This window comes from Streptomyces venezuelae (assembly GCF_008642275.1).
In the GTDB taxonomy this organism is placed as follows: domain Bacteria; phylum Actinomycetota; class Actinomycetes; order Streptomycetales; family Streptomycetaceae; genus Streptomyces; species Streptomyces venezuelae_E.
In genome coordinates, this window is sequence record NZ_CP029189.1 from 2159796 (window position 1) to 2171934 (window position 12139).

13 protein-coding genes are annotated in these 12139 nt (G+C 70.1%); 5 read left to right on the forward strand and 8 right to left on the reverse strand.

Annotated features, from left to right (window positions below):
• Positions 1-4 precede the first annotated feature (4 nt).
• The 3 genes from DEJ51_RS09145 to DEJ51_RS09155 all read left to right on the forward strand — a co-directional run bounded on the left by DEJ51_RS09145 (position 5) and on the right by DEJ51_RS09155 (position 4176).
• Positions 5-628 carry a GntR family transcriptional regulator gene (locus DEJ51_RS09145; protein WP_150261785.1) on the forward strand — a complete coding sequence of 208 codons (624 nt, stop codon included), beginning with the start codon at positions 5-7 and terminating at the stop codon, positions 626-628.
• 220 nt (positions 629-848) lie between these two features.
• Positions 849-3533 carry a pyruvate dehydrogenase (acetyl-transferring), homodimeric type gene (gene aceE, locus DEJ51_RS09150; protein WP_150257146.1) on the forward strand — a complete coding sequence of 895 codons (2685 nt, stop codon included), beginning with the start codon at positions 849-851 and terminating at the stop codon, positions 3531-3533.
• Between the two features lie 124 nt (positions 3534-3657).
• Positions 3658-4176 (forward strand): DUF4240 domain-containing protein, encoded by a 519-nt coding sequence (locus DEJ51_RS09155; protein WP_150257147.1) that lies wholly within the window; start codon positions 3658-3660, stop codon positions 4174-4176.
• On the opposite strand, the gene DEJ51_RS09160 is transcribed toward DEJ51_RS09155, so the two are convergent.
• The gene (locus DEJ51_RS09160) at positions 4177-4947 is read right to left on the reverse strand and encodes an SDR family NAD(P)-dependent oxidoreductase (RefSeq protein WP_150257148.1); all 771 of its coding nucleotides are present in this window, start codon (positions 4945-4947) and stop codon (positions 4177-4179) included.
• 86 nt (positions 4948-5033) lie between these two features.
• Here DEJ51_RS09160 and DEJ51_RS09165 point away from each other — a divergent pair, with 86 nt between their 5' ends.
• On the forward strand, positions 5034-5690 hold the full coding sequence (locus DEJ51_RS09165; protein ID WP_223835723.1) for a TetR/AcrR family transcriptional regulator: 657 nt from the start codon (positions 5034-5036) through the stop codon (positions 5688-5690).
• A 115-nt stretch (positions 5691-5805) separates the two neighbouring features.
• Here DEJ51_RS09165 and DEJ51_RS34460 read toward each other — a convergent pair whose 3' ends face one another.
• Both DEJ51_RS34460 and glnA read right to left on the reverse strand, forming a co-directional pair.
• The gene (locus DEJ51_RS34460) at positions 5806-6396 is read right to left on the reverse strand and encodes a hypothetical protein (RefSeq protein WP_190620266.1); all 591 of its coding nucleotides are present in this window, start codon (positions 6394-6396) and stop codon (positions 5806-5808) included.
• 141 nt (positions 6397-6537) lie between these two features.
• The gene (gene glnA / locus DEJ51_RS09175; RefSeq protein WP_030772191.1) at positions 6538-7947 is read right to left on the reverse strand and encodes a type I glutamate--ammonia ligase; all 1410 of its coding nucleotides are present in this window, start codon (positions 7945-7947) and stop codon (positions 6538-6540) included.
• 185 nt (positions 7948-8132) lie between these two features.
• On the opposite strand from glnA, the gene DEJ51_RS09180 reads away from it, so the two are divergent.
• Positions 8133-8600, forward strand: a complete 468-nt coding sequence (locus DEJ51_RS09180; protein ID WP_150257149.1) for an RDD family protein — start codon at positions 8133-8135, stop codon at positions 8598-8600.
• 146 nt (positions 8601-8746) lie between these two features.
• On the opposite strand, the gene DEJ51_RS09185 is transcribed toward DEJ51_RS09180, so the two are convergent.
• From DEJ51_RS09185 to DEJ51_RS09205, 5 genes are all read right to left on the reverse strand, one after another.
• Complete coding sequence (locus DEJ51_RS09185; RefSeq protein WP_150257150.1) at positions 8747-9445, reverse strand: DUF4191 domain-containing protein; 699 nt, start codon at positions 9443-9445, stop codon at positions 8747-8749.
• Between the two features lie 10 nt (positions 9446-9455).
• Positions 9456-9653 carry a hypothetical protein gene (locus tag DEJ51_RS09190; protein ID WP_150261787.1) on the reverse strand — a complete coding sequence of 66 codons (198 nt, stop codon included), beginning with the start codon at positions 9651-9653 and terminating at the stop codon, positions 9456-9458.
• A 222-nt stretch (positions 9654-9875) separates the two neighbouring features.
• Positions 9876-10823 (reverse strand): lipoyl synthase, encoded by a 948-nt coding sequence (lipA, locus tag DEJ51_RS09195; RefSeq protein ID WP_150257151.1) that lies wholly within the window; start codon positions 10821-10823, stop codon positions 9876-9878.
• Positions 10824-10932: 109 nt separating this feature from the next.
• Positions 10933-11733 carry a lipoyl(octanoyl) transferase LipB gene (gene lipB, locus DEJ51_RS09200; RefSeq protein ID WP_150257152.1) on the reverse strand — a complete coding sequence of 267 codons (801 nt, stop codon included), beginning with the start codon at positions 11731-11733 and terminating at the stop codon, positions 10933-10935.
• A 76-nt stretch (positions 11734-11809) separates the two neighbouring features.
• Positions 11810-12118, reverse strand: a complete 309-nt coding sequence (locus DEJ51_RS09205) for a hypothetical protein (RefSeq protein ID WP_223835724.1) — start codon at positions 12116-12118, stop codon at positions 11810-11812.
• Positions 12119-12139: the final 21 nt, after the last annotated feature.

Genomic DNA, 12139 nt, shown 5'->3' on the forward strand with positions numbered 1-12139 from the left:
GATGATCACCCCACCCGTCGTGCACTCGCTGCGCGAGCAGATCCGCGAGCACATCGTGGAGGGGATCGTCAGCGGGCGCTGGAAGCCCGGTGAGCGGATCGTGGAGCGGCGCATCGCCGTGGAGCTGGAGGTCAGCCAGACCCCCGTACGGGAGGCCCTGCGCGAGCTGGAGACGCTGCGGCTGATCGAGTCGGCGCCGAACAAGGGCGTGCGGGTCCGTAACCTCTCCGCGGCCGACCTGGAGGAGATCTACCCGGTCCGGGCGGGCCTGGAGCAGATCGCGGCCGAGCTGGCCGCGCCGCGGCTGGCGGCCGACTGCTCGGCGCTGGAGCCGCACGTGGCGGCCCTGTGGGAGGCCGACCGGACCGAGGACGGGACCGCGCAGGTGCGGCACACCGTCGGGTTCCACCGGGAGATGGTGCGGGCGGCCGGGAACAGCGTGCTGCTGCACACCTGGGAGAGCCTGGGCATCGAGGTGTTCACGGCCCTGTCGATCCGCTGGCTGGGGACCGTCCAGAAGTCCTACGCGGAGGAGCACGAGACGCTCGTCGAGGCCTTCCGCAGTCGGGATCCGGACATCGGCGTGCTGGTGAAGCGGCATGTCCTGGGGTGCGCACCCCGGGCCTGAGTGACCGTTTCACCCCGGTTTGACCGGCACCGCGTGCCCGTTTTGCTGGCACGCGGTGCCGACTTTCGTCAGATCGACGTTTCTTTGTCACTTTTATTTGATCGATCATCGATCAGGGATTTACAGTCGTCGCGGACCTCAACCAGGTCCATCGACCCTGTCCTGCCCGTCAGGGATTTTCTTCACCACCTCTCCTTTGTCCGGAAGGCGGCGCACAGCGATGTCCGACCCCGTAGGAAAGCTTCCGAGCGAGCTCGACCAGCTCCCGGACCGCGACACCGAGGAGACCGCCGAATGGGCGGCCTCCCTCGACGCCGTCGCACAGGCCGCCGGTACGCGCCGCGCCGAATACCTGCTCCGCCGTACGCTCCAGCACGCCGAGGCCGCCGGCCTCGCCCTGCCGAAGCTGCTGGAGACGGACTACGTCAACACCATCCCCACCGCCGCGGAGCCCGAGTTCCCCGGTGACGAGGCGATGGAAGCCCGGATCACCGCGTGGAACCGCTGGAACGCGGCCGCCATGGTGACCCGCGGCTCGAAGTACGGCGTCGGCGGCCACATCGCCACCTTCGCCTCCGCCGCGTGGCTGTACGAGACCGGCTTCCAGCACTTCTTCCGCGGGAAGGAGGCCGACGGATCGGGCGACCAGCTCTACATCCAGGGCCACGCCTCCCCCGGCATCTACGCCCGCGCCTTCCTCGACGGGCGCGTCTCCGAGCAGCAGCTCGACAACTTCCGCCAGGAGTCCGGCGGCAACGGCCTGCCGTCCTACCCGCACCCGCGGCGCCTGCCGTGGCTGTGGGAGTTCCCCACGGTCTCCATGGGCCTCGGCCCGCTCTCCGCGATCTACCAGGCGCGGTTCAACCGCTACCTGCAGAACCGGAACATCAAGGACACCGCGAACTCGCACGTCTGGGCCTTCCTGGGCGACGGCGAGATGGACGAGCCCGAGTCGACCGCCGCCCTGGCCCTCGCCTCCCGCGAGCAGCTCGACAACCTGACCTTCGTCATCAACTGCAACCTGCAGCGCCTCGACGGTCCGGTCCGCGCCAACTTCCGCGTGGTCCAGGAGCTGGAGGCCCAGTTCCGCGGCGCCGGCTGGAACGTCATCAAGTCCCTGTGGGGCTCCGCCTGGGACGAGCTGTTCCAGCTCGACACCACGGGCGCCCTCGTACGCCGTCTGCGCGAGGTACCCGACGCGCAGTTCCAGACGTACGCGACCCGCGACGTGGCCTACATCCGCCAGCACTTCTTCGGCGCGAACGCCGAGCTCACCGCCCTCGGCGGCCTGCTCACCGACGCGAAGATCGCCGAGTGCTTCCACAGCTCCCGCGGCGGCCACGAGCCCCGCAAGGTCTACGCCGCGTACAAGGCCGCCCTGGAGCACAAGGGCGCGCCGACGGTCATCCTCGCGCAGACCGTCAAGGGCTACACGCTGGGTGCCGGGTTCGAGTCGAAGAACGCGAACCACCAGATGAAGAAGCTGACGATCGACGAGTTCAAGGACATGCGTGACCTCCTTGGCCTCCCGATCCCGGACAGCGCCTTCGCCGACGGCAAGGTCCCGTACGGCCACCCGGGCGCGAACAGCCCCGAGGTGCAGTACCTGAACGAGCGCCGCGCGGCGCTCGGCGGCCCGGCCCCGGCCCGCAAGGTCAAGCGCGTGGCCCTGCCGGCTCCCGCCGACCGTTCCTTCGCCCCGCTGCTCAAGGGCTCCGGCAAGCAGGAGATGGCCACCACCATGGCCTTCGTCCGGCTCGTCAAGGACCTGATGCGGGACAAGGAGACCGGCAAGCGCTGGGTGCCGATCGTCCCCGACGAGGCCCGTACCTTCGGTATGGAGTCCCTCTTCCCGTCGGCCGGCATCTACTCGCCGCTGGGCCAGACGTACGAGCCGGTCGACCGCGACCAGCTCATGTACTACAAGGAAGCCAAGGACGGCCAGATCCTCAACGAGGGGATCACCGAGGCCGGCGCCATGGCCGACTTCATCGCCGCCTGCACGTCGTACGCGACGCACGGCGAGCCGATGATCCCGTTCTACATCTTCTACTCGATGTTCGGCTGGCAGCGCACCGCCGACCAGATGTGGCAGCTCGCCGACCAGCTCGGCAAGGGCTTCATCGTCGGCGCCACCGCCGGTCGTACGACCCTGACCGGTGAGGGCCTGCAGCACGCGGACGGCCACTCGCACCTGATCGCGTCCACGAACCCGGCCTCGCTCAACTACGACCCGGCCTTCGCGTACGAGATCGCGGTGATCGTCAAGGACGGTCTGCGCCGGATGTACGGCGAGACGCCGGAAGACGTCTTCTACTACCTCACGGTCTACAACGAGCCGAAGGTGCAGCCGGCGATGCCCGAGGGCGTCGAGGAGGGCATCCTCAAGGGCCTCTACCGCTTCAACACGGCGGCGGACCTGGCGGAGGCGGCCCCGGCCGCCGACGCCCCCAAGGTCCAGCTGATGGCCTCCGGCACGGCGATCCACTGGATCCTGGAGGCTCAGAAGCTGCTGGCCGCCGAGTGGAACGTGGCCGCCGACGTCTGGTCCGCCACCTCCTGGGGCGAGCTGCGGCGCGAGGCGCTGGAGTGCGACGAGGCGCTGCTGCGCGGCGAGGTCCGCACCCCGTTCGTCACGCGTGCGCTGGAAGGCGCCCAGGGCCCGGTGCTCGCCGTCTCCGACTGGATGCGTCAGGTCCCGGACCAGATCAGCCAGTGGGTGGAGCAGGACTACACCTCGCTCGGTACGGACGGCTTCGGCCTGTCCGACACCCGCGAGGGCGCCCGCCGCCACTTCGGTGTCGACGCCCAGTCGATCGTGGTGGCCGCGCTGGCCCAGCTCGCCCGCCGCGGCGAGGTGCCGGCGTCCGCCGTCAAGGAGGCCCGGGAGCGCTACGGCCTGTAAGGCCGCGCGCCCGCGCACAGCACACCGAAGGCCGGTGTCCGGCCCCGCCGAGGGGATCGGACACCGGCCTTTGGCCGTATGCGCGGTGGCGGCCGGGGGGTGGACCCGTGATGCTGGAGCGGTGATGGACGAGACGGAGTTCTGGGAGATCGTCGACCGTACCCGCGAGGCCGCCGACGGCGACCCCGAGGAGCACGCCGAGCTGCTCGTGGAGCGGCTCGCACAGTTCGACCCGGACTCCGTCCTGGACTTCGCCCGGCACTTCGAGTCCCGGTACAACCGGGCGTACACCTGGGACCTGTGGGGCGCGGCCTGGGTGCTGCTCGACGGGGCGAGCGACGACGCCTTCGACTACTTCCGCTGCTGGCTGATCGGCCAGGGGCGGGAGGTGTTCGAGGGCGGGGTGCACGACCCCGACCAGCTGGCCGAGCTGCTGGGCGAGTTCGACGAGGAGATCGACGGGGACGGCGAGGAGCTGGGGTACGCGGCCGACGAGGCGTACGAGCAGCTGACCGGGGCGGTGGCGCCGGACCTGGGCATCCCGTTGCAGCCGGCCGAGCCGGAGGGCGCTCCGCTGGACTTCGAGAACGAAGCGGTGCTCGCGGAGCGCTTCCCCCGGCTGTGGGACCGGTTCCGCGCCTGATCAGTAGTGCGTGCCGCCGTCGATGCGGATCTCCGTACCCGTGATGAACGCACCGTCCTCGGAGCCCAGCATGGCGACGACGCCGGCGACGGTCTGCGGACCGGCGAAGCCCTGGCCGAGGGCCGGGGCCAGTTTGGCGAAGAGGGACCAGTCGGTGTCCTCGGGCAGGCCGGGGCCGGTGCCGGTGGTCATGCCGCTCTCGATGGAGCCGGGCGCGACGCTGACGAAGCGCAGGCCCTGCTTGCTGTACTCGGCGGCCAGCGCGTGGGTCATGGACTGGATGCCGCCCTTGCTGGCCGCGTAGGCGGACATGTAGGGGTGGGCGAAGGACGCCGAGGTGGAGCTGAAGTTCACGACGACCGGCTGCTCGCCCGCGAGCAGCGCCGGGAGGGACTCGCGGATCATCAGGAAGGTACCGGTCAGGTTGACCCCGATGACCTGGTTCCAGAGGTCGAGGGTGGTCTGGTGGGTGTGCGCGGAGCGCAGGATGCCGGCCGCGTTGACCAGTACGTCGATCCCGCCGAGGGCGGCGGCCGCGGCGGCCACGCCTTCCTTGACGGCGTTCTCGTCGGATATGTCGAGGGGCGCGGTGGTGAGCCGGTCCGCGTGGCCGGCGGCGGCGGCCCGCTCGGCGGTGGTCTTCAGGCCGGCCTCGTCGACGTCCACGGCGTGGACCCGGCCGCCTTCGGCGAGGATGCGGTGGACGGTGGCCCGGCCGATGCCGGAGCCACCGCCGGTGATGAGGACGCGACGTCCTTCGTAACGGTTCATGGCGCGAGCGTACCCAAGTGATGGCACGTTTTGCCATGACGACAAAGAACGTAATTGCCGGGATCGGCGAGGAGTACGCTTCACCCGTGAGATCCCCTCGTCCGTACGCTCCCCAGACCGGCCCCGGAGCCCAGTCGCTGACCGAGCGACGCAAGGCCGCCACCCAGCTCGACATCGCCCGCGCGGCCTGTGACCTGTTCGCCGAACACGGCCCCGACGGCACCACCGCGGAGGACATCGCCCACCGGGCGGGAGTGGCTCTGCGCACCTTCTACCGCTACTTCCGCAACAAGCAGGAGGCCGTGGCCCCGCTGCTGGCGGGCGGTGGCGACGCCTGGCGCGCCCTGCTCGCCGAGGAGGACCCCGGGACACCGCTGGGCGAGGCGCTGGAACGCGCGGTCACCCGGTCCCTGAGCGGGCAGCAGGCGGTCGAGGAGGGCCTGGAGGTGACCCGCGGCCTGCTGCGCGCGGCGGTGGACGACCAGGCCCTGCGCGCGGTCTGGTACCGCGTGAACCAGGATTCCGAGGAGCACCTGGTTCCGGTGATCTCCCGGCTGGTGGGTCCGGAGGCCGACCCGCTGGAGGTACGCCTGCTCGCGGCGGCGGCCACCGACGCGATCCGCGTCGCGCTGGAGCTGTGGTCGACGACGCAGGCCCCGGTCTCGGGCCCGGGATCCCCGGCGGAACTCGCGGTGCGCTGCCTGCGCGACCTGACAGGGGCGATGCCCCTGCTCCTCCGGTAGGGAGGAGCAGGGGCATCGACTCGGATCGGGACGGGTCCGGGTTCGCGGTCCTCGCGGGGTCCTCGCGGCACTCGCGGGGTCCTCGCGGTCGCGGTCCTACGCGTCCGGGTGGGGCTCAGCCGCCACCCCAGCCGCCGCCACCGCCGCCCCCTCCGCCGCCGCCACCCCAGCTGCCGCCGCCGTCGCCGCCGTTGCCACCGCCGCCCCAGTTACCGCCGCCGTCGCCGCCGTTGCCACCGCCGCCACCCCAGTTGCCGCCGCCGTCGCCACCGCCGCCGCCCCAGTTACCGCCGCCGTCGCCGCCACGGCCGCCGTTCCAGTCACCGTTGCCGCCACGACCGTTGCCCCAGTCGTCGTGGTGGCCCCAGTCACCGTTGCCGCCGCGGCCGGAGTCGTTCCAGTTCGACCAGTCGGAGTTGCGCCAGTTCGCGTCGCGCCAGTTGTGGTTGTCGCGCCAGTTGTCGTTGTATCCGCCGACGCCGCCCCGGTCCCAGCACCAGCTGGGACGGTTGCGCCAGTCGTGGTTGCAGCAGGCGTCCCACCGGGCGTCGGAGCGGTTCGAGGGGTACCGCCAGCAGTCGTAGCCGCCGTTGCCGCCACCGCCGTTTCCGGTGACGACGGAAGCCGAGGCGCTGGCGACGGGCAGCAGACCTATCGCGATTCCCGCGGCGCCCGCCATGGCTGCCGCAACGATCTTACGGCGCATTCTCATGCACCTCCGCACATGTCTCGCTTATGAGGCTTTTAGGTCATTTCCACCCTCACTCGCCCATCCGGCCCTGTCAAAGCGGAAAGGCCCCCCGCCTCGCTCCGTGGAGCGTGGCGGGGGGCCTCCCATCAGGCATTTTTAGATGTCGAAGTACATCTCGAACTCGTGCGGGTGCGGGCGCAGGGCGATCGGGGCGATCTCGTGCGTGCGCTTGTAGTCGATCCAGGTCTCGATCAGGTCGGGGGTGAAGACACCGCCGGCCAGGAGGTACTCGTGGTCCGCCTCCAGGGCCTTGAGGACGTCCTCCAGGCTGGTCGGAACCTGCGGGACGCTCGCGTGCTCGTCGGGAGAGAGCTCGTAGAGGTCCTTGTCGATCGGCTCCATCGGCTCGATCTTGTTCTTGACGCCGTCGAGGCCCGCGAGCAGCAGCGCCGCGAAGGCGAGGTACGGGTTGGACGACGGGTCCGGGGCGCGGAACTCGACGCGCTTGGCCTTCGGGTTCGAGCCCGTGATCGGGATGCGCATGGCGGCGGAGCGGTTGCGCTGCGAGTACACCATGTTGACCGGCGCCTCGAAGCCCGGCACCAGACGGTGGTAGGAGTTCACCGTCGGGTTGGTGAACGCCAGCAGCGACGGGGCGTGCTTGAGGATGCCGCCGATGTAGTAGCGGGCGGTGTCCGAGAGGCCCGCGTAGCCGGCCTCGTCGTAGAACAGCGGGTCGCCGTTCGCCCACAGCGACTGGTGCACGTGCATGCCCGAGCCGTTGTCGCCGAAGATCGGCTTCGGCATGAAGGTCGCGGTCTTGCCGTTGCGCCAGGCGACGTTCTTCACGATGTACTTGAAGAGCATCAGGTCGTCGGCCGCGGCGAGCAGCGTGTTGAACTTGTAGTTGATCTCGGCCTGGCCGCCGGTGCCGACCTCGTGGTGCTGGCGCTCGACCTGGAGGCCCTGGGCGTCCAGTTCGAGGGAGATCTCGGCGCGCAGGTCGGCGAAGTGGTCGACCGGGGCTACGGGGAAGTAACCACCCTTGTAGCGGACCTTGTAACCACGGTTGTTCTCCTCGGAGCCGGTGTTCCAGGCGCCGGCCTCGGAGTCGATGTGGTAGAAGCCCTCGTTCGCGGAGGTCGCGAAGCGCACGCTGTCGAACACGTAGAACTCGGCCTCGGGGCCGAAGTACGCGGTGTCGGCGATGCCGGTGGAGGCGAGGTACGCCTCGGCCTTCTTCGCGATGTTGCGCGGGTCGCGGCTGTAGGCCTCACCCGTGATCGGGTCGTGGATGAAGAAGTTGATGTTGAGCGTCTTGTCCTTGCGGAACGGGTCCAGACGCGCGGTGGTGATGTCGGCACGCAGCGCCATGTCGGACTCGTGGATCGCCTGGAAGCCGCGGATCGAGGATCCGTCGAAGGCGAGCTCCTCCGCCGGGTCGAACGCTCGCGCCGGGATGGTGAAGTGCTGCATCACACCAGGCAGGTCGCAGAAGCGGACGTCGACGAACTTGACGTCGTTCTCCTCGATGTACTGCTTCACTTCGTCGGCGTTCTTGAACATCCAACTCCTCCTACTCCCGGCCCCGGGGCAGGGTCGGGCTTTATAGCTCGTGGCGCGTCAGTGCGGTGCCGCACGCTGACCCGACCATAAGCAGACGGGATTTCCCAAGCATGACCCATTTGTTTCGCACAAGTTAACCAGGGTCCGGCCGGAGGGCCTCGCGGCGCCACGGGTACCGTGTTCGGGTGGACAACAGACAGGCAATCGGATCCTGGCTCTCCGGCCCCCGCGCGGCCGCCGAGGAGATGGGTGTCGACTTCGGCTATCCGGGTCAGCGGCTCGGTCTGCCCCAGCAGGGGCCCGGCTCCGTGGCGCGCTTCGGGCGTCGGCTCGGCGCCGTCGCCATCGACTGGATCGGCTGCCAGCTGATTGCCTACGGGCTGATCACCGGCGGCGACCTGGCCGCGGCGGGCAACTGGACCCTCGGGCTCTTCGTGGCCCTCACCATCCTGACGGTCGGCACCGTGGGCTTCACCCCCGGCAAGCGGATCCTGGGCCTCCGGGTGATGTCGGAGTCCGGTGGCCGCCTCGGCGCCGTCCGGGTGGTCCTGCGCACGCTGCTGCTGGCCCTCGTCATCCCGGCGCTGATCTGGGACCGCGACGGCCGCGGCCTGCACGACCGGCTGGCCCGCGCCGTCCAGGTCCGCATCTAGGACCGCCGGGCCGGGCAGGCCCCCGGGGACGGCCCAGGGACCGCCCGGGACCGCACCGCGGACCACGCGCACGACACAGGGGTGCCCCCCGAGCCCGCAGGCTCGGGGGGCACCCCTGTGTCGTATACGAAAATCAGGTGACCCGCTCAGCGCATCTTTCCGCCGCGCGGCATCTTCATGCCCTTCGGCATGGGGCCCTTCGGCAGCGGCATGTTGCTCATGAGATCACCCATGGCGCGCAGCTTGTCGTTGACCTCGGTGATCTGCGGTCCGGCCAGCACCCGCGGCAGCTTGAGCAGGGTGGTGCGCACCTTCTTGAGCGGCACCTCGCCCTCGCCCGTACCCACGATGAAGTCGTGCACCGGCACGTCCGGCATGATCCGGGCCAGCTTCTTCTTCTCGTTCGCGAGCAGCGGCTTCACCCGGTTCGGGTTGCCCTCGGCGATCAGTACGACGCCGGCCTTGCCGACGGCCCGGTGGACGATGTCCTGCTGGCGGGTCATCGCGATGGCGGGGGTGGTCGTCCAGCCCCGTCCCACGTTGTCCAGCACGGCCGCGGCCGCTCCCGGCTGTCCTTCCATCTGCCCGAAGGCGGCTCGCTCGGCCCGACGCCCGAAGACGATCGCCATCGCGAGGAACGCCACCAGGAATCCCAGGACGCCCAGGTAGATCTCGTGCTCGACCAGGAAGCCGATCGCGAGAAAGACACCGAAAACGACGATGCCCACGCCGGCGACGATCAGACCGACCTTCGGGTCCGCCTTGCGCGTCATCTTGTACGTCAGGGCGATCTGCTTCAGTCGCCCGGGGTTCGCAGCAGTCTCTGCGTTTGACTTCCTCGCCATACAGCGAAGTTTACGTGGCCTGCGGGGTTCGGGTAGCCGCGGCCTCAAGTACGTGTTCGGTTTCGACCCGGTCCTTGGCCCTCTTGCGGTCCTCCAGGACCGCCGTCCAGGCGTTGCGGCGGGCCCCGCTCATCAGCAGGGACTCGACGCCCCGGAAGGCGTCGGAGAGGGTCGGGATGGCAATGGCGCGTACGTGCGCGGCCTGCATGGTGTCGATCCCTTTCACGATGCCCGCCCCGGCGGGAGGCGAGCGGTGTGTGCGGTGCGTGGACCAAGCGTCACTGACTGGTGTTACCAGGGCGTGACCGGTCGGTCAAATGTGATGGACACGTTGCAAACACTGACGCGGCCCGCCGGACTCCTCCTCTGGAAAGAGCCTAGGGGCCGCGTCGATGCGGTGTTACCCACTAGTAACGCTTTGTGCGCGACTTCACACGCTCGCGCGCTTCTCCATCGCCTGCTGGTAGAGACGACCCGCGCGGTACGAGGACCGGACCAGGGGGCCGGACATCACACCGGAGAAGCCGATCTCCTCGGCCTCCTTCGCCAGCTCGACGAACTCGGCCGGCTTCACCCAGCGCTCGACGGGGTGGTGCCGCGGCGAGGGCCGCAGGTACTGGGTGATGGTGATGAGCTCGCAGCCGGCCTCGTGCAGCTCCTTCAGAGCCTGCGAGACCTCCTCGCGCTCCTCGCCCATGCCGAGGATCAGGTTCGACTTGGTCACCAGGCCGTAGGCACGGGCCTGCCGGATCACGTCCAGCGAGCGCTCGTAGCGGAAGCCGGGGCGGATCCGCTTGAAGATCCGGGGCACGGTCTCGACGTTGTGCGCGAAGACCTCGGGGCGGGAGGCGAAGACCTCCTCCAGCAGCTCCGGGACCGCGTTGAAGTCGGGGGCCAGCAGCTCGACCTTGGTGTGGCCGCTCTCGCGGCCCGCCGTCTGCTGGTGGATCTGGCGCACGGTCTCCGCGTACAGCCAGGCGCCGCCGTCGGCCAGGTCGTCGCGCGCGACGCCCGTGATGGTGGCGTAGTTCAGGTCCATCGTGACCACGGACTCGCCGACGCGCCGCGGCTCGTCCCGGTCCAGCGCCTCGGGCTTGCCCGTGTCGATCTGGCAGAAGTCACAGCGCCGGGTGCACTGGTCACCTCCGATGAGGAAGGTGGCCTCGCGGTCCTCCCAGCATTCGTAGATGTTCGGACAGCCGGCTTCCTGGCACACCGTGTGCAGTCCTTCGCCCTTCACCAGGGCCTGCATCTTGGTGTACTCGGGGCCCATCTTCGCCCGGGTCTTGATCCACTCGGGCTTGCGCTCGATGGGGGTCTGGGCGTTACGGACCTCCAGGCGCAGCATCTTGCGTCCGTCGGGTGCGACTGCGGACACGACCGGCTCCCTGTGACTTCGATTGTTCGGGCGCCCACCAGGGTACGCCCGTAATTTCATACGCTCTTACGTCGGCCAACCTGCGGGTGGCCGGTCTCATTCCCGGGGACTAGGAGCCCGCCGCGGCCGCTGTCTCCCGGGGCCTCGGCTCCGCGTGCTCCAGTACGTCCCTCAGGTGCCGTTCGGCCACCGGGAGCACCTCGGCGATGGTGACCTCACGGCCCAGTTCGTACGAGAGCGAGGTCACACCGGCGTCCCGGATCCCGCAGGGGATGATCCGGTCGAACCAGGTGCTGTCCGGGTTCACGTTGATCGCGAAGCCGTGCATCGTGACGCCCTTGGCGACGCGGATGCCTATGGCGGCGAGCTTGCGGTCCTCGCGGCGCTGGCCGGCGTTGGACGGGGCGTACTCGGGGCCGTTCAGCCGGGCGTCGAACTCCTCGTCGTGCAGCCGGGGGTCGAACTCCAGCGAGAGGCCGCCGATCTTCGGGCGCTCCTCGACGGGGTCGCCCAGGACCCAGACGCCGGAGCGGCCCTCGACCCGGGTGGTCTCCAGGCCGAACTCGGCGGCGGTCCGGATCAGGGCCTCTTCGAGGCGGCGGACGTGTGCGACGACGTCCACCGGGCGGGGCAGCTTCATGATCGGGTAGCCGACGAGCTGGCCCGGGCCGTGCCAGGTGATCTTGCCGCCGCGGTCCACGTCGACGACGGGGGTGCCGTCGAGCGGGCGCTCGCTGGGGTCCGTGCGCCGGCCCGCCGTGTAGACCGGCAGGTGCTCCACCAGCAGGCAGGTGTCCTCGATCTCGTCCGCGAAGCGGGCCGCGTGCACCCTGCGCTGCTCTTCCCAGGCCCGGGTGTACTCGACGGATTCCGGCCCGAAGCCCAGATGGACAAACCCAAGCTCAGCCACGGCAGCGCCTCCTCGTTGAACCTGCTGTGTGCACGTACCTCACCGGCCAAGGGTACGGCGACCCGTGCGAGCCCCTTCAGTGCCCCGGTCCGGGCTCCGGTCCGGGCTGCGGTCCGGGCTCCGGTCCGCGCCCCGGCGGCTGCTTCGGCCGGCGCCGTGCCCGCGCCGGCCGGTCCGGGTCCTCGTCCGCGCGCGGCAGCCGCCGGTGGCCCTCCGAGTGGTCGTTGACCCAGCCGCACACCCCGCACGCGTACCGGCCGTCGAGCCCCGCGATGTACGTGCCGCAGCGCCGGCACTCCGCCTCGGTCAGCTCGGGCGGGGGCAGCGGGGCGGTGGGGTCGGACCGCTCCCCGGGGAGGTCCGGACCGTGGGGCCGAGGGGTCATGGGCCGCAGCGTACGCGGGCG

Coding starts and splice junctions, on each gene's coding strand:
- DEJ51_RS09205 (WP_223835724.1), bottom strand. CDS start 12,118: ATGACCCCTCGGCCCCACGGTCCGGACCTCCCCGGGGAGCGGTCCGAC.
- DEJ51_RS09190 (WP_150261787.1), bottom strand. CDS start 9,653: ATGCAGGCCGCGCACGTACGCGCCATTGCCATCCCGACCCTCTCCGAC.
- DEJ51_RS34460 (WP_190620266.1), bottom strand. CDS start 6,396: ATGCGCCGTAAGATCGTTGCGGCAGCCATGGCGGGCGCCGCGGGAATC.
- DEJ51_RS09160 (WP_150257148.1), bottom strand. CDS start 4,947: ATGAACCGTTACGAAGGACGTCGCGTCCTCATCACCGGCGGTGGCTCC.
- DEJ51_RS09155 (WP_150257147.1), top strand. CDS start 3,658: ATGGACGAGACGGAGTTCTGGGAGATCGTCGACCGTACCCGCGAGGCC.
- DEJ51_RS09185 (WP_150257150.1), bottom strand. CDS start 9,445: ATGGCGAGGAAGTCAAACGCAGAGACTGCTGCGAACCCCGGGCGACTG.
- aceE (WP_150257146.1), top strand. CDS start 849: ATGTCCGACCCCGTAGGAAAGCTTCCGAGCGAGCTCGACCAGCTCCCG.
- glnA (WP_030772191.1), bottom strand. CDS start 7,947: ATGTTCAAGAACGCCGACGAAGTGAAGCAGTACATCGAGGAGAACGAC.